The 15,514-nt window shown below is 69.3% G+C and carries 13 protein-coding genes; 3 read left to right on the forward strand and 10 right to left on the reverse strand.

Annotated features, from left to right (window positions below):
* Positions 1–2: 2 nt before the first annotated feature.
* From NS2_RS09465 to NS2_RS09475, 3 genes are all read right to left on the reverse strand, one after another.
* Positions 3–248: a helix-turn-helix domain-containing protein gene (locus NS2_RS09465; RefSeq protein ID WP_033087059.1), complete on the reverse strand. Its 246-nt coding sequence runs from the start codon at positions 246–248 to the stop codon at positions 3–5.
* 291 nt (positions 249–539) lie between these two features.
* Complete coding sequence (locus NS2_RS09470; RefSeq protein WP_147207129.1) at positions 540–2,171, reverse strand: ABC-F family ATP-binding cassette domain-containing protein; 1,632 nt, start codon at positions 2,169–2,171, stop codon at positions 540–542.
* A 179-nt stretch (positions 2,172–2,350) separates the two neighbouring features.
* The gene (locus NS2_RS09475) at positions 2,351–3,220 is read right to left on the reverse strand and encodes a slipin family protein (protein WP_033087057.1); all 870 of its coding nucleotides are present in this window, start codon (positions 3,218–3,220) and stop codon (positions 2,351–2,353) included.
* Between the two features lie 222 nt (positions 3,221–3,442).
* On the opposite strand from NS2_RS09475, the gene ftsH reads away from it, so the two are divergent.
* On the forward strand, positions 3,443–5,332 hold the full coding sequence (gene ftsH, locus NS2_RS09480) for an ATP-dependent zinc metalloprotease FtsH (RefSeq protein ID WP_045437631.1): 1,890 nt from the start codon (positions 3,443–3,445) through the stop codon (positions 5,330–5,332).
* 16 nt (positions 5,333–5,348) lie between these two features.
* On the opposite strand, the gene NS2_RS09485 is transcribed toward ftsH, so the two are convergent.
* Both NS2_RS09485 and NS2_RS09490 read right to left on the reverse strand, forming a co-directional pair.
* Positions 5,349–5,693, reverse strand: a complete 345-nt coding sequence (locus NS2_RS09485) for a hypothetical protein (protein WP_106852350.1) — start codon at positions 5,691–5,693, stop codon at positions 5,349–5,351.
* A 152-nt stretch (positions 5,694–5,845) separates the two neighbouring features.
* On the reverse strand, positions 5,846–7,144 hold the full coding sequence (locus NS2_RS09490) for a carotenoid oxygenase family protein (protein WP_033087055.1): 1,299 nt from the start codon (positions 7,142–7,144) through the stop codon (positions 5,846–5,848).
* Between the two features lie 114 nt (positions 7,145–7,258).
* Here NS2_RS09490 and NS2_RS09495 point away from each other — a divergent pair, with 114 nt between their 5' ends.
* Positions 7,259–7,783: a PadR family transcriptional regulator gene (locus tag NS2_RS09495; protein WP_033087097.1), complete on the forward strand. Its 525-nt coding sequence runs from the start codon at positions 7,259–7,261 to the stop codon at positions 7,781–7,783.
* 39 nt (positions 7,784–7,822) lie between these two features.
* Here the strand turns inward: NS2_RS09495 and NS2_RS09500 are convergent, their stop codons facing one another.
* Both NS2_RS09500 and NS2_RS09505 read right to left on the reverse strand, forming a co-directional pair.
* Positions 7,823–8,854 (reverse strand): alpha/beta hydrolase, encoded by a 1,032-nt coding sequence (locus NS2_RS09500; RefSeq protein ID WP_033087054.1) that lies wholly within the window; start codon positions 8,852–8,854, stop codon positions 7,823–7,825.
* Positions 8,855–9,054: 200 nt separating this feature from the next.
* The gene (locus NS2_RS09505; RefSeq protein WP_033087053.1) at positions 9,055–9,462 is read right to left on the reverse strand and encodes a hypothetical protein; all 408 of its coding nucleotides are present in this window, start codon (positions 9,460–9,462) and stop codon (positions 9,055–9,057) included.
* 259 nt (positions 9,463–9,721) lie between these two features.
* On the opposite strand from NS2_RS09505, the gene NS2_RS09510 reads away from it, so the two are divergent.
* The gene (locus tag NS2_RS09510; RefSeq protein WP_033087052.1) at positions 9,722–11,140 is read left to right on the forward strand and encodes an amidase; all 1,419 of its coding nucleotides are present in this window, start codon (positions 9,722–9,724) and stop codon (positions 11,138–11,140) included.
* A 65-nt stretch (positions 11,141–11,205) separates the two neighbouring features.
* On the opposite strand, the gene NS2_RS09515 is transcribed toward NS2_RS09510, so the two are convergent.
* The 3 genes from NS2_RS09515 to NS2_RS09525 all read right to left on the reverse strand — a co-directional run bounded on the left by NS2_RS09515 (position 11,206) and on the right by NS2_RS09525 (position 15,427).
* A complete protein-coding gene (locus NS2_RS09515; RefSeq protein WP_033087051.1) occupies positions 11,206–12,435 on the reverse strand; it encodes a cytochrome P450 family protein in 1,230 nt (409 codons plus the stop codon).
* Between the two features lie 10 nt (positions 12,436–12,445).
* A complete protein-coding gene (locus NS2_RS09520; protein ID WP_162836604.1) occupies positions 12,446–13,660 on the reverse strand; it encodes a cytochrome P450 in 1,215 nt (404 codons plus the stop codon).
* 171 nt (positions 13,661–13,831) lie between these two features.
* Positions 13,832–15,427, reverse strand: a complete 1,596-nt coding sequence (locus NS2_RS09525; protein ID WP_143161312.1) for a serine/threonine-protein kinase — start codon at positions 15,425–15,427, stop codon at positions 13,832–13,834.
* Between the last annotated feature and the right edge of the window lie 87 nt (positions 15,428–15,514).

The following is a 15,514-nucleotide window of genomic DNA, read 5'->3' on the forward strand; positions in this document are numbered from 1 at the left end:
CGCTACTTGCCGGCCTTGGCGGCCTTGCGGCGGTTCGCGCCACCCCGGCTGCGGAGTTGCACATGCGACTCCACGAGCACGTTGTGGATGAAGCCGTACGACCTGCCGGTCTCCCGGGCCAGCGACCGGATACTCGCTCCGGCCTCGTACTGCTTCTTGAGCTGGGATTGCAGGCGATCGCGGGATTTCCCGGTGACGCGCGTGCCTTTACCCAATACGGCCTTACCCTGTGCGGGCCTGTCACTCATGGCTATCCTCCGAGTCGCCGTGGGCGCCTCATTCCAGGTTAGAGACTCCGCTGCCTGTGATCAACGAAACGGTGTGATGTGAATCACCGACTTTCGCGAATCGGGTACGGCGAGGGGGATTCGGCGGCCCGATCCGACGGTCCCGAGCGGGCTGCCGGGGCCGGGTCGAGACTCCGGACCGGACACGAAAGCGCTGGCAGCGGTCACGAACCGAGTCCTCGGTTCCGATCCCGCTCCAGCGCTTCGGGTTTGACACGCGGTGCGATCAGCTCCCCTGGGGGAGGACGAATCTCACGCCAGCTGAATGAGTTCCAGGTAGTCCTGCGACCAGTGGTCCTCGGTGCCGTCGGGCAACATGATGACCCGCTCCGGGTTGAGCGCCTCGGCCGCGCCCGGGTCGTGGGTGACCAGCACGACCGCGCCCGCGTAACTGCGCAGGGCGTCGAGCACCTGTTCGCGCGAGACCGGGTCGAGGTTGTTGGTGGGCTCGTCGAGCAACAGCACGTTCGCGGCCGAGGACACCAGACCGGCCAGGGCCAGACGGGTCTTCTCACCGCCGGAGAGCGTGCCCGCGGGCTGTTCGAGCTGCGGGCCGGAGAACATGAACGCGCCGAGCAGACCGCGCAGGTCCTGCTCGCCCGCGTCGGGGGCGGCGTGGCGGATGTTCTCCCACACCGTCGCCTGGTCGTCGAGGGTGTCGTGTTCCTGGGCGAAGTAGCCGATCTTCAGGCCGCGGCCCGGGTCGATCTGCCCGGCGGTCAGGGTCTCCACCCCGGCCAGCAGGCGCAGCATGGTGGTCTTACCGGCACCGTTGAGGCCCAGGATCACCACCCGGCTGCCCTTGTCGATGGCCAGGTTCACGCCGGTGAAGATCTCGAGCGACCCGTAGAGCTTGGTCAGATTGGTGGCCATCAGCGGCGTCTTGCCGCAGGGCGCGGGCTCGGGGAACTTGATGCGCGCCACCTTGTCGGCCACGCGGATGTCGTCGGCCTCGGCCAGCATGCGCTCGGCGCGCTTGACCATCTGGTGTGCCGCAGCGGCTTTGGTGGCCTTGGCGCCGAGCTTGGCGGCCTGCTGCTTGAGCGCGGAGGCCTTCTTCTCGGCATTGGCGCGCTCGCGCACCCGGCGCTGCTCGTCGGTGGCGCGGGCGTCGAGGTACTTCTTCCAGCCCATGTTGTAGATGTCGGCCTCGCCGCGCACCGCGTCCAGGAACCACACCTTGTTGACCACGTCGCCCAGCAGCTCCACATCGTGGGAGATGACGATGAGCCCGCCGTCGTGGCTCTGCAGGAACCCGCGCAGCCAGTTGATGGAGTCCGCGTCGAGGTGGTTGGTGGGCTCGTCGAGCAGCAGGGTGGTGTCGGACTTGCCGCCGCTGCCGTCGGAGGCGCTGAACAGGATGCGCGCCAACTCGATTCGGCGGCGCTGACCACCGGAGAGGGTGCGCAGCTGCTGGTTCAGCACCCGATCGGGCAGGGCCAGGCTGTTGCAGATCCGCGCGGCCTCGCTCTCGGCCACATAGCCGCCCAGCGCCGAGAACCGCTCCTCGAGCCGCCCGTACTTGCGAATGGCCTTGTCGCGCTCGTTCTCATCGGCGACCTCGGCCATCAGCGCCTGCTGCTTCTCCATCTCGCGCAGCAGCGTGTCGAGCCCGCGCGCCGAGAGCACCCGATCCTTGGCGAGGATGTCGAGGTTGCCCTCCTTCGGATCCTGCGGCAGATAACCCAATTCACCCGAACGGATGACCTTGCCCGCGTAAGGTTCCCCCTCACCGGCCAGAATCCGCAGCGTCGTGGTCTTGCCCGCGCCATTGCGGCCCACCAGCCCGATCCGGTCACCGGACTGCACCCGCAGCGCCGACCCCGGCGCCGTCAGCAGGGTGCGGACTCCGGCCCGGACCTCCAGGTCGGTCGCGGTGATCACAAGCGTCTCCTCGGGTGCAGCAGGTGGCTGATCAGTAACTGAGCGATTGTGCGTCGCATGAACGCACAAGAACCACCGATTTTACTGCAAGTCCGGCAGACCCCGAGGTCAGGGCGTGGGATGTGGGCCACGACCGGCCCGCATCCCGGATTTGCCCAGCTTCGGCCGATGCTGCGGATTCACGCTGTGGCGTCGATCGCGCCGGTGAGGGGGATTCCGTTGCGGATATCGGCGGGGGCGTGGATCGGTGTGGCCGCCGGTTGGGTGGTGGTCGAGACGGCGGCGGCCTCGCGGGCGAAGAAGCCGCCGATGTCGCTGATGGCGCTCATCAGCGGGGCCGGGAAGACGACGGTGGTGTTCTTGTCCACGCCCAGTTCCACCAGGGTTTGCAGGTTGCGTAGTTGCAGGGCCAGCGGGTGGGCCATCATGGTGTCGGAGGCGTCGCCGAGGGCCGCGGCGGCCAGCGATTCGCCTTCGGCGGCAATGATTTTCGCGCGCTTCTCGCGTTCGGCCTCGGCCTGGCGGGCCATCGCCCGCTTCATGCCGTCGGGCAGCTGGATGTCCTTGAGTTCCACCAGGGTGACCTCGACGCCCCATTCCAGGGTGGTGGTGTCGAGGATGGTGCGGATATCGGCGTTGATGGCGTCGGTCTCGGACAGGGTCTGGTCGAGGGTGTGCTGGCCGACCACCTTGCGCAGCGTGGTCTGGGCGATCTGATCGATTGCGGCGTAGACGTTCTCGATGACGACGACCGACTTCTGCGCGTCGACGACCCGGAAGTAGGCGACCGCCGAGATATCCACGCTCACGTTGTCGCGGGTGATGATGCCCTGGGACTGGATCGGCATGGTCACGATGCGCATCGAGACCCGCTTCAGATCATCGATGACCGGAATGATGAAGTTCAGCCCCGGCTCACGCACCGAGACCACCCGCCCCAGCCGGAACAGCACGCCCCGCTGGTACTGGAAGACCACTCGGATCGACAGCCCGGCCAGTACCACCAGTACGACCGCGACCACGATGACGACGACAGCAAGTGTGTTCATGGGGTTCACGATCCGCCGCGCGGACCGCCGCCGATGCGGTCTTTGGTCCCGCCCGCGAGCGGCGTTGGTCGGCAGGCGCTCGGGACGAGAGGACCGGTCCACCGCGCGCCGTGCGAGGGACTTCGGACCCCGGTCCGGCGACAGTTGTCTCTAGCTGCCGGGTCCCCGCCGGGACAGGGTGGATGTTCGGCAGTGACACGACGCGGGAAACGGCGGGAGACGATGAGCAGACGGGCCAGCACACCACCGTCGGGCAACCGGGGGGCGGCGACCCCACCCCAGCAGCGCCCGGGATGGCGGATCTGGCTGATTCCGTTCGCCGCGCTGGTGGCGCTGCTGCTGGTGTCGATCCTGATGCGCACGCCAGAGTCCGCCTCGACCAGCATCGGCTACAGCGAGTTCCTCTCCGATGTCGACGCACACCAGGTCAAGACGATCACGATCGAGTCCTCGGGCCAGGCCTCGGGTGCGCTGACCAATGGACACGACTACAAGACCGTCATTCCCGCGCAGGCCGGTGCGGCGCTGCTGGAGCGGCTGGAGAAGGCGGGCGTGGCCGTCACGGCGTCGCCGCCGCCGACCACCTCGGGGTGGTCGCAGTTGCTGACCTTGGCGTTGATCGTCGGGCCGATCGTGTTGATGCTGTGGTGGTTTCAGCGCATGGGCCGCGGCGCGGCGAGCCAGTTGGGCGGCGCGATGGGGGTGGGCAAGTCCAAGGCGAAGGTGTTCGACACCGAGCGCCCGAGTACCACGTTCGACGACGTCGCCGGCTACACCGGGGCCAAGAGCGAGATCAGCGAGGTGATCGATTTCCTGCGCGCGCCCGAACGGTATCGCCGCGCGGGTGCGGTCGCGCCCCGCGGGGTGCTGATGATCGGGCCGCCGGGCACCGGCAAGACCCTGTTCGCGCGCGCGGTCGCCGGGCAGGCCGATGTCCCGTTCCTGTCGGTGGCCGGGTCGAGTTTCGTGGAGATGTTCGTCGGTGTCGGCGCGGCCCGGGTACGGGATCTGTTCGCCGAGGCCCGCAAACGCGCCCCGGCGATCGTGTTCGTCGACGAGATCGACGCCATCGGCTCGCGCCGCGGCGGGTCGTCGCAGCTGGTGGCCAATGACGAACGCGAGCAGACCCTCAACCAATTGCTCTCGGAGATGGACGGATTCGACCCGGCCGTGGGCATCGTGGTGCTGGCTGCCACCAATCGGCCCGAGGTGCTGGACCCGGCGCTGCTGCGGCCGGGACGGTTCGACCGGCAGGTCACCATTCCGCTGCCCACCCTCGACGAACGCGCCTCGATTCTGGCGGTGCACTGCCGCGGCAAGCATCTCGACCCGGATGTCGACATGCAGGTGATCGCACGCGGCACGCCCGGGTTCTCCGGGGCGGATCTGGCCAACCTCGCCAACGAGGCCGCCATCTGCGCGGTTCGCGACGACCGCGAGGTGATCCGGGCGGCGGACTTCGAGTCCGCCCGCGACCGCATCCTGCTCGGCCGCCGCGAAGGCTCGAATGTGCTGCTGCCCGAGGAGAAGCACGCGGTGGCGGTGCACGAGAGCGGGCATGCCCTGGTCGCCGCGCTGTCCGCGCACGCCGATCCGGTCGCCAAGGTCACCATCCTGCCCGCCGGGCAGACGCTCGGCACCACCGAACAGCTGCCGCTGGTCGAGCATCACCTCTACGGCCAGGACTATCTCACCGACACCCTGGCGGTCCGGCTCGGCGGGCGGGCCGCGGAGTTGGTCGTGTTCGGCCAGGGCTCCACCGGGGCGGCCAATGATCTGGCCCAGGCCACCGAGCTGGCCACCAAAATGGTTCGCGAGTTCGGTCTTTCCAAGGCGCTGGGCCCGGTCGGCTATCCGCGGGGCGGCTCGGTCTTCCTGGGCGGCGGCGGATCGGAACTGTCGAGCCGTCCGTTCGCCGAGGCCACCCAGGCCGCCATCGACACCGATGTCGCCCGGCTGCTGCGCGAGGCCGAGCATCGGGCCGTGGATCTGCTACAGGCGCACCGGGATGCCCTGCAAAAGCTGGTCGAACTGCTGCTGGACCGCGAAACCGTCGACGGCGCGGACGTTTACGCGCTGGTCGGGGATGCGGCGGCCGACCGGAAACACTAGTGCCCGCGGCACGCGCTCAGCAGCGGTCGCCGCGCGCGGGTTCACACCGCCACGCCAGCTCGACCATGCGCTCACGGTAGGACCGGCGGTCGAGCCGCCCGGCCACCCGATCGGCCAGCAGCGCGTTCTCGATCGTCAGGGCCGCCCAGACCTGGGTGCGATCGGCCCACTCGGGTGTCAGTTCGGGCGGCACCCGGACCTCATCCGGGGGCCCGAACCGGTCGGCGGCGACGGCGCGCGGGTCCGCTCGGCGTTCGGCGCCCGCTCGGGCTCGCCGCTTGCGCGGCCGTTCCACGACCCGCCACCACATGATTTCCACCAGGACCGCGCTCGCGACGGCCAGCGCAATGACCAGGACCATGGCCCACTTCTCCCTCGCGACGAATCCGCTCGGATGAATCGAGTCTGCGCCGCCGGTGGGCTCGCGGACAGTGGAATCCGGCCACCCCCGCATTGACGAAAGTCACCTCCCGTCGCCCGGCCGCCGACGCGCCGGAATTCGTCGAGTAATGGTCAGGCGTCGGGGAGCCAGTTGCCGTGGAAGCCGAAGGGGACGCGGCGGGGTAGGTGGATGGTGGCGAGTGCGGGCGATGCCAGGTCGGAGACGTCGAGGATGGCCAGGTCGCTGCGGTCGGTGGCGGCGTCATAGACGTAGGACATGAGGTAGCCTGTGCCGCCGGGGGTTTCGTCGGCGGGGGCGAAGGACGCCTCGTTCGGGATGCGGCCGGGAGCGAACTCGTGGGCGGTGCTCGCGCCGGTGTGCAGGTCGTAGCGCAGCAGCGCGCCGCCGCCCTCGGAGACGGTGGCGTGGCCGAAGCGGGAGTCCAGGCCCGCCAGGCGGTCGTCGATGCGGGGGAATTCGGCGATGCGGTCGTCGAGCTGGTCCTCGCGGACGGTACCGGTGGTGAGGTCGAGGGTCCAGCGCCACAGGGTCGCGCCCTCGTCGAAACCCTGGGAGCCGTTGCGCCACATGCTCGGATAGCGCATGGCGTGCAGCACGACTCGGTCGTCCTCGTCGTGGGCGTTGAGGGTGTGGAAGATGTAGCAGGGGTCGATGGGGAACCAGCGGACCGTGCCGTGCGGGTCGTCGCGGCGCAGCAGGCCGAGGCGGGCCTGGTAGGTGTCGCTCCAGCGGAAGGGCATGGCGCCGCCGGTCATCGCGGTGCGGAGGTCGAAAAGCACCGGGAGGTCCATGAATACGACGTGGTTCGCGGTGAGGGCGAAGTCGTGGTGCATGGTGGCGGCGGGGACGTCGATCGGGCGGCTGAGTTCGAGATTGCCCGCGGCGTCGGCGCGATGGTAGGTCAGGTACGGCTCGGTGAAGTTGTAGCCGAAGAAGTGCAGCTCGCCGGTCGTGGGGCAGGTCTTCGGGTGGGCCGTCATGGCGGTGGTGAGCTTGCCGTCGAAGTCGTGCGGGCCCAGAGTGTCCAGGTCGCAGGTCAATTCGTAGGGGAACGAGGATTCCACCAGCGCGAGGGTGCGCCCCGCGTGGCGGATGACGTGGGTATTGGCCACGCCCGCCGTGTAATCCCGGTTGCCGTGCTCGTCGAATCCGCGCGTGCCGTCGGTGAAGGTGGTGGTGCGCACCCAGCGGTTGCGGTACGCGACCGCGCGCCCGCCCTCGAGCCGCACCCCGTGCACCATTCCGTCACCGAGGAACCAGTGCGAGGAGGCCGCGGCGTGCGGGTTCGGGCCGTTGCGCAGATACCAACCGGTCAACTCCTCGGGAATCGTTCCGGTGCAGGGCAATTCGGATGCGGTGACTTCCTCGGTGCCGGGGGCGTAATTGCCGGTGAGGTGCGGCACGGTCATGGTCGATTCCCTAACAACGTGGAGACGGTCAAGCACATGACATTCCAGTTCTGACATGTCCAAGGTTGAGCCTCCAGTCACGACATGTCAATACTGGAAGGTAGGGTGGTCGCCATGAGTCTCCGGTACGCCCTGCTCGGACTGCTGTCCGATGGTCCCGCCAGCGGGTACGACCTGCTGCGGACCTTCAAGCACTCGCTGGCCAATGTCTGGCCGGCCACGCAGAGCCAGATCTACACCGAGCTCACCAAGCTCGCCGATGCCGGGCTCATCGAGGTCAGCGACGAAGGGCCGCGCGGCCGTAAGGAATACACGCTCACCGATACCGGCCTCGACGACCTGCGGACCTGGCTGACCACCACCGAGCCCAAGCAGGCGGTGCGCAACGAGGCGCTGCTGCGGATCTTCTTCCTCGGGGTCATCCCCCGTGAACAGGCCCACGCCTATCTCGCGGGCATGGAAGAGCGCTCCGATCAGGCGCACGAGGAGTTGCGCGAACTCGAGCGGGCGATCGACTGGAACGACAGCGACCTGTCCCGATACGGCCGCATCGCACTGGAATACGGCGAACGCATCACCGCCACGAACCGGGAGTGGGCGCGCTGGGCCCTCGAGCAATTGCCGCCCGAGGACGAATAGCCGCCCGGCACAGGGCCGCTCGCGACCGCGCTACGGCGGCTACACGCCGAGTCCGTGGGCCAGCACGGGCCACGACGCGGGCAATTCGTCGTCCCAGTAGCCCCAGGAGTGGGTGCCATAGGGATGCAGCGCGACCGTGACCGGAATGCCGAGTTCGTCCAGGCGGGAAGCCATTTCGCGGGTGCACTGGTCCACGGCCGCCTCGAGGATGCCGCCCACCAGGATCTGGTTCGCGAGATTGTCGGTGGATCCGGCGAAGTGGCGATCACCGGCGTCGTCGTGCGGGCCGGGCATGCCGTTGCCGCTGGACAGGTAGAGGTCCAGGCCGCGCAGCGCGTCCGCGTGCAGATACGGATCGTTGGCCGCCCACTGCGGGTCGGCGGGCGCACCGTACATATTGCCCGCGTCGCCGCCGCCGAAGCCGACGGTGATCCGCACGAACGCCTGACCGATCGGATCGGCGATGCGCGCGCATCCGCTGTAGGCCGCGACCGAGCGGTACAGACCCGGCGCGGCGATCGGCAATTGCAGCACCGAGGTCCCCGACATCGACACGCCCACAAGGCCGTTCACCCCGCTGGCCCCGAGCGCGGCGTCGATGAGCGGCGGCAGCTCCCGGGTCAGGTAGGTCGTCCATTTCACCAGGCCCAGCCGCGGGTCCGGGGTGCGCCAGTCGGCGTAGTAGGAGGCCGCGCCGCCGATCGGCTGCACCACATTCACGTCCTTGTCGGCCAGGAAGTCGAAGGCGTTGGTGCGGTGTTCCCAGGAGGCCGCGCCCTTGCCGCCGCTGCCGCCGCTGAGCAGGTACAGGACCGGGCGCGGGACCGAGGTGTCGGCGGGGCGCTGCACCTCGACGGGAAAGTCGATATTCATGGCGGCGGAGTGGACGGTCAGTTCGAGGTGGCGCGCGTCGACGGCCCGGGTCGCGACAATGGCCGAACCATCCGGTGCGGCAAACGAAGTCGCCGAACCGGACGTGATCACATCTGGTTCGGCGGCCGCGGGCAGGTCGAACGGTGTCGCGGACAGGGCGACGAGTGCGGCCGCCGGCAGTACTGCCACGCTGCACATGATCGAGCGGTATCGCACGTTCGGGGTCCTGGTTCTGCTGTGCCGCCCGTGACACGACCCGGGCGGCTGATCGTCGGGCGGCATCCGCCGTCCGCGGCCCGGCCGGCTGTCGGCCGGGCGCGGCGGCAGTCTGGCACCCGGCTTCTAACGGGAGGTTTCCGAATGCCGTCGGACAGCGAACAGCTTGCGCACGGCGGGGTTCAGCTCAGCGTGAGCAGCTTCGCGGTGCCCGCGACCACGGTCTCGGACTTGTCGACCAGGGCGACCCGGACCTGCACCGGCGCCCCCGAAGCCAGCGGCGGTTGACCCGCGACGGCGGTGAGCGCGATGGTCGCGGTGTGCTGGGAACCGTCGCAGGTGACGGCGGTCTGACTGCCGGTGGCGGCGGGGCCTTCGGCGTTCGGATCGCCCACCATGGCGTCGATACCGGCGACGCCCGCGCCGGACTCGCAGGTGTAGTCGATGCCGACGGCCGCGGGTCCCGCCGAATCGACGGTGATCGTATTGGCCGCCGAGGCCGGTGCGGCGGTGAGCAACCCCGCCGCGCTCACCACCGTGAAGATCGCGGCGACGCCCGTCGCGCGCCGCGGTAATCGAATGCTGACCATGGGTTTCGCTCCTCCTGGGCTTCGGTCGTGAATCACTGGACACACCGAGAAAGACACGCGGCCCCGATCACACCGCTGCCCTCCATGGTCCAGCCCCGGACCGGGTCCGGCGGGACCACCGCACCGCGCGGCGAGTCCCGTGCCCCCGGTGATCACGCTCGTCGCCCGGGCGATTGCGAGTGTCGGCCCGGCGATTGCGCTCGCGGCGGCAGGCGTGACGGAGGACGATGGATCCGCGTCCGAATGATGAGGAGCGCCTGTGGATTCCGATCTCTGTTATGCCTCGGCGCGGGAGCTGGCCGGGTGGCTGCGCGCGGGAGACCTGTCCGCGGTGGAGGTGGTGCGCGCCCACCTGGACCGGATCGACCGACTGAATCCCAAGGTCAACGCCATTGTCACGCTGGTGGCCGAGCAGGCACTGGCCGCCGCCCGCGCCGCGGACCGGAGGCTCGCGGCCGGGGCGGAGCCCGGACCCCTGCACGGGATTCCGATGGCGCACAAGGACACCCACGACACCGCCGGAATCCGCACCACCTACGGCAGCCCGCTGCTGGCCGACAACGTCCCCGAGCGCGACGAGCTGGTGATCGAACGGCTGAAGGCGGCCGGGGTCATCACCCTGGGCAAGACCAATGTGCCGGAGTTCGCGGCGGGCTCGCACACGGTCAACCCGGTCTTCGGGGCCACGCGCAATCCGTACGACCTGGGCAAGTCGGCGGGCGGCAGCAGCGGTGGCGCGGCGGCCGCGCTGGCCTGCGGCATGCAGCCGCTCGCCGATGGCAGCGATATGGGTGGCTCCCTGCGCAATCCGGCCTCGTTCTGCAATGTGGTCGGTTTCCGTCCGTCGCCGGGGCGGGTGCCCGGCCTGCCGGATCCGCCCGCTGGATCGACGCTGGCCGTGCAGGGACCGATGGCGCGCACGGTCGCCGACGCGGCGCTGCTGCTGTCGGTGCTGGCCGGGCCGGATCCGCGCAGCCCCGCCGCGGTCGCGGAACCGGGATCGGTGTTCTCGGGTCCGCTCGATCGCGACCTGCGCGGGCTGCGGGTGGCGTGGTCACCGGATCTGGGCGGCGCGGTGCCCGTCGAGCGCGCGGTGCGGGACGTGCTGGAACCGGCGGTGCGGGTGTTCTTCGATCTCGGCGCGATCGTGGGCGAGGACTGCCCGGATCTGTCGGGAGCAGAGGAGGTCTTCCGCACGCTGCGCGCGTGGCGGTTCGGGCTCGAGCTCGGCCCCCTGCTGGCCCACCGGGATCGGATCAGGCCCGATCTGGTCCGGAATATCGAGCAGGGTCTGGGCCTGACAAGCGCGGATATCGCCGAAGCCGAAGCGCTGCACACGATTCTGTTGCACCGGGTCCGGGAGTTCTTCGAGCGCTACGACATTCTGCTGCTGCCGGTCAGCCAGGTGCCGCCGTTCGATGTGGACCTCGAGTATCCGCGGGAGATCGCGGGCGATCCGATGCACACGTATCTGGATTGGATGCGGTCGGCGTATCTCATCAGTGCCACCGGCTGTCCGGCGCTGTCGGTGCCCGGCGGGTTCACCACGGCCTGGCTGCCGGTCGGTCTCCAGATCGTCGGACCACATAGAGCCGACCGGTTGGTCCTCGAGGTGGGTCATGCCTTCGAACAGGCCACCGGATTCGGAACGGTGCGACCGCCGATCAATATGGCCTGACCGAACCCCGATTCGGGCCGACCGGTACCGCGGGCCGGTTGTCACACCGGCCCGCGTCCCGTCGACTATTCGGCGGCCAGGAACACCGGCAGGCTGGCGTGCCCGTTGGAGATGAAGCTGCCCAGCGGCGTCAATTCCGTTGCGTCCGTGGCCAGCCGCAGGTTCGGGAACCGCTCGAACAGCGCGGGCAGCGCGATGGCGGCCTCCAGCCGGGCCAGCGGCGCGCCCAGGCAGTGGTGCGCGCCGTGCCCGAAGGCCACGTGCTGGTCCTTGGTGTCGCGGTGGATGTCGAACGCGTCGGCGGTCTCCCCGTGGATCTTCGGGTCGCGGCTCGCACCCGCGTAGGAGGCCAGAATCGCCTCGCCCTTGGGGATGGTGAAACCGTCGATCTCGATGTCCTCCACCGCATATCGCAGCGGCAGGTGCGCGACCGGGGCCTGGTAGCGCAGGGTCTCCTCGATCACGTCGCTCCACGAGGCCCGCTCGGCGAGCACGTCGGCCAGCTGCTCGGGATGGGTGAGCAGCGCGACCACGGCCTGGCCGAGCCGGTTCACGGTGGTCTCGTGCCCGGCATTGATGACGAGCATGAGCGTGGCGACCAGCTCCGGCTCGCTCAGCTGCGACCCGTCCTCGTCATCGCGTTCGGCGATCATGGCGGAGGTGATGTCGTCGCCGGGGTTGTCACGGCGGTAGGCGACGAGTTCGCCGATGCGCTCCCCCATCTCGATGTAGTTGGCCATGGACTCCTCGGCGGTCAGCGAACCGTCGAAGAAGCCGTCGACACACTTGTGGATGGCGGCGTCGAGATGTTCGGGCACCCCCATCAGGCTCGAGATCACGCTGATCGGCACCGGGTAGGCGAACAGCGAGCGCAGGTCCACCGGCGAGCCCGCCGGAAGCGCCGCCAGCTCGTCGAGCAGTTCGGCGACAATGGCCTCGATGCGCTCGCGCATGGCGGTGGTGCGGCGGTGGGTGAAGGCCGGGGACACCAGCTTTCGCAGCCTGCGGTGATCGGCGCCGTAGGCGGTGAACATGTTCTCCGCGATCACCCACGGCAGCAGCGGCCAGGCCTCGGTGATCTCGCCGTTCAGGAAGGCGGACCAGTGCTGGCGCGGGTCCTTGGAGACGCGCGAATCGGCGAGCAGGCTCTTGAGGACGGCCTGATCGGTAACCGACCAGGCCGGGACGCCACCGGGCAGCTCGACCAGCGCGATGGGGCCCTGTGCGCGGATCCTGGCGGACTCGCCTTGGATGTCGGTACCGGTGACATCCAGCACGATCGGGCTGTCGGACATGTAACGCTCCTTAGACCGCGCGTAGCGCGGGGCTGATCGGGAATTCGACGGGCAGTGCCACCATGGCGCGGTGGAACGGTCCTGGACGCCAGGAGATTTCGGGTTTCGGCACGGCCAGGCGCAGATCGGGCAGCGCGTCGAGCAGTTCGTCGATCGCGGTCTGGGCGACCAGGTAGGCCACCGATCGAGCGGGGCAGGCGTGCGGGCCCGCGCTCCAGGCCAGATGTGAGCGGTTGCCGGTGCGGTCGCCGCCCGCGATCTCCGGATCGTTGTTGCAGGCGGCGAGGCTGATCATGACCGGCTGGTGCGCGGGCAGCCAGGTGGTGTCGATGAGGACGGGCTGACGCGGGTAGCTGATGGCGAAGTTGGCCATCGGCGGGTCGTTGAAGAGGACCTCGTCCAGGGCGTCGCGGGTGGAGAGGCTGCCGCCCAGCATGTCTCCGCCGAAGCGTTCGTCGGTGAGCATCAGCAGCAGGGTGTTGCTGATCAGGTTCTGCATCGGCTCGATACCCGCGCCGTAGAAGCTGACCAGCTGGTACAGCATCTCCTCGTCATTGAGATTCGCGGCGTGATGCGCCATTCGGGAGGTGACGTCGTCCCCGGGCTCGGCACGCCGCAGGGCGATCAGCTCGAGCAGCGCCTCGCCGAGGGTCTGCATGCCCCAGGCCGCGTTCACGGTGTCGAACAATGCCGCCATGCCGGTGGCCACCCGCTGACCGATATCGGCCGAGCAGCCCACCAATTGGTTGAGCACCTCGAACACCAGCGGCAATGCGTACTGCGACAACAGGTCCGCCCCGCCCTCGGCCGCGATCCCCGCGATGAGCGGTTCGGCGATGCGTTCGACCGTGGCGTGCACCGCGTGCAGATCGATCCCGTCGATGGCGGTGGTGTAGGCCTGCCGGTAGCGCACGTGCTCGGCCCCCGAGTTGCGCAGCGCGTTCGGGTACCACTGCATCATGGGCCGGATCGGCGAATCCTCCGGAATGCTCTCCTGCCAGATCCGCGGATCGGCCGGAAAGTGTTCGGGGTCATTGAGAATCCGCAGCGCCGTCCGATAGTTCACCACCAGCGTCGCGGGCACTCCCGGCGAGAGCTCGATCGGCACCATCGACCCGTGCGTCCGGCGCATCTGCCGGTACGCCCCGTGCGGATCGGCCGCGAATTCCGGTGTGCCCAAAAGGATCCGGGGCTCGGCTCCCCCGCCGTGCGATCCCCCGCGTATCGGACATCCCTCCGACGTCCCCGAGAAACCGCCCCACGCGCCTGTCGTCTCCAAGCCCGAAACTCCTTATCGATGAACATCTTTCATCGACCCGCCCGAGTCATGCCGATCGAGTCAACGCTTCGCACCCTAGCAGCACGGCAGCACACCCACCCTCCGAGTGAAACGGAGCTATTCGTCGATCGAGGTGATGAGCGTGCGGCCGGCGTCGGTGCGGGTGGTGACGGTCTGGGTGAAGACGTCGGGGAGTTGGCCCGGCGGCTGCTGGGTGATCTTCACCGACCAGTGGTCGTCGTCGGCGGGGGCGATCCGGGTGACCTGGACGCAGTAGCGGGTACCGGCGGGGACGGAATCGATACCGGTCTGGATCTTCGGTGCGTCGGCCACGCTGGCGGAGTCGTCGGCGACGAATCGGCGTGCGGCGGTGCCGGATCGCAGCACGTAGTAGGCGTACTGGAAGCCGAGGATGGCGTCGGGGCCGGTGGCGGTGCTGCCGACGTCGATGCCGGAGACCGCGTCGGGGGTGCGGCGCGACGGGCAGCCGTCGGCGGCGATGCCCGCCGAGGCGCTGACCGAGGCGGGTGTGGTCGTCGTGGCGGCCCTCGGGGTGACGCGGGCGCCGGTGGTGGTCAGCAGGGCGTTCGAATGGTCGCTCGAACCCGTGAGCGAGGAGATCAGGGCGACCGCGGCGGCGACGGCCCCGGTGGCCACCGCGACGGCCAGCAGCACCAGCGGGAGACGGGATTTCGCCCCGGATCCGGACGGCAGGATCGCGCTGTGCCGACCGCTTTCCCGGGTCACGGGGACGGCGCTGCGGCGGCCGTCCCGGGACACCGCGATCGCGCCGCGCCTGCCGCTCTCCCTCGACACCGGGATTGCGCTGCGCCTGCCGTCCTCTCGGGGAGGTGGGACAGCCGTGCGTGAGCGCGGCGCTGCCAGTGCCTCGGTCACCGCGGCGGATAGCTCTGTGCAGGTGGCGAATCGGTGGCCGGGGTTCTTGGCCATGGCGCGGGCCAGGATGGGGTCCAGGGCCGCGGGCAGCGCCGGGTTGAGCGCGCGCACCGACGGCACCGCCGCGCTGACGTGCCCGTAGATCAGGCGCGGCAGATCCGAGTCGGCGTAGGGCGGTGCGCCGGTGAGCATTTCGAACAGCGTGCAGCCCAAAGAGTAGACGTCGGCGCGCCGGTCGACGCGGGCCCCACCGTGGAAGCGCTCGGGCGCGGTGTACTGGAAACTGGCCATCACCTCGCCGTTCTCGGTGATGCCGCGCACCTCGTGATTGGACTGCGCGATCCCGAAGTCGCTGAGCAGCGCCCATTCCCGTGGTTGCGCGGTCAGCAGGATATTGGCGGGTTTGACGTCGCGGTGCAGCACGCCCGCGTCGTGGGCGTAGTCCAGCGCCCGGGCCACATCGGCGGTGATGGCGGCCGCGCGCTGCGGCTCCAGCGGCCCGGCGAGCAGTTCGGCGGACAGGTCCGATCCGTCGACATAGGCCATGGCCAGCCACAGCTGCCCCTGCTCCTCGCCGCGGGCGTAGATGGTGACGATGTTCGGATGCGAGAGCCGGGCAATGATATTGGCCTCGCGCAGGAACCGCCGCCGGGTCTCGTCGTCATCGCTGGCCACCCGGTTGAGCAGCTTCAATGCGACGAACCTGGGCAGGTCCCGGTCGTGAGCCAGGTACACCTCGCCCATTCCACCGGAACCCAGCATCCGCTCGATCCGATACCCGGCGAAGGTCATCTCCGCCCGGAGCTGCTCGACCACCAATTCCTCCCGATCCACCTGCCCGCAGACAATACCGGGCAGAGCCGACCACCCGGCGGGCCAATGCGCGCCCGCCGCCGCAGTGTT

Origin of the sequence: Nocardia seriolae NBRC 15557, from assembly GCF_007990715.1 — a bacterium.
GTDB lineage: Bacteria > Actinomycetota > Actinomycetes > Mycobacteriales > Mycobacteriaceae > Nocardia > Nocardia seriolae.

Bases quoted from the DNA above. Each gene is read 5' to 3' on its own strand.
- NS2_RS09475 (WP_033087057.1), bottom strand. From the start codon at position 3,220: ATGAACACACTTGCTGTCGTCGTCATCGTGGTCGCGGTCGTACTGGTG.
- NS2_RS09500 (WP_033087054.1), bottom strand. From the start codon at position 8,854: ATGTGCAGCGTGGCAGTACTGCCGGCGGCCGCACTCGTCGCCCTGTCC.
- NS2_RS09490 (WP_033087055.1), bottom strand. From the start codon at position 7,144: ATGACCGTGCCGCACCTCACCGGCAATTACGCCCCCGGCACCGAGGAA.
- NS2_RS09505 (WP_033087053.1), bottom strand. From the start codon at position 9,462: ATGGTCAGCATTCGATTACCGCGGCGCGCGACGGGCGTCGCCGCGATC.
- NS2_RS09515 (WP_033087051.1), bottom strand. From the start codon at position 12,435: ATGTCCGACAGCCCGATCGTGCTGGATGTCACCGGTACCGACATCCAA.
- NS2_RS09495 (WP_033087097.1), top strand. From the start codon at position 7,259: ATGAGTCTCCGGTACGCCCTGCTCGGACTGCTGTCCGATGGTCCCGCC.
- ftsH (WP_045437631.1), top strand. From the start codon at position 3,443: ATGAGCAGACGGGCCAGCACACCACCGTCGGGCAACCGGGGGGCGGCG.
- NS2_RS09465 (WP_033087059.1), bottom strand. From the start codon at position 248: ATGAGTGACAGGCCCGCACAGGGTAAGGCCGTATTGGGTAAAGGCACG.
- NS2_RS09485 (WP_106852350.1), bottom strand. From the start codon at position 5,693: ATGGTCCTGGTCATTGCGCTGGCCGTCGCGAGCGCGGTCCTGGTGGAA.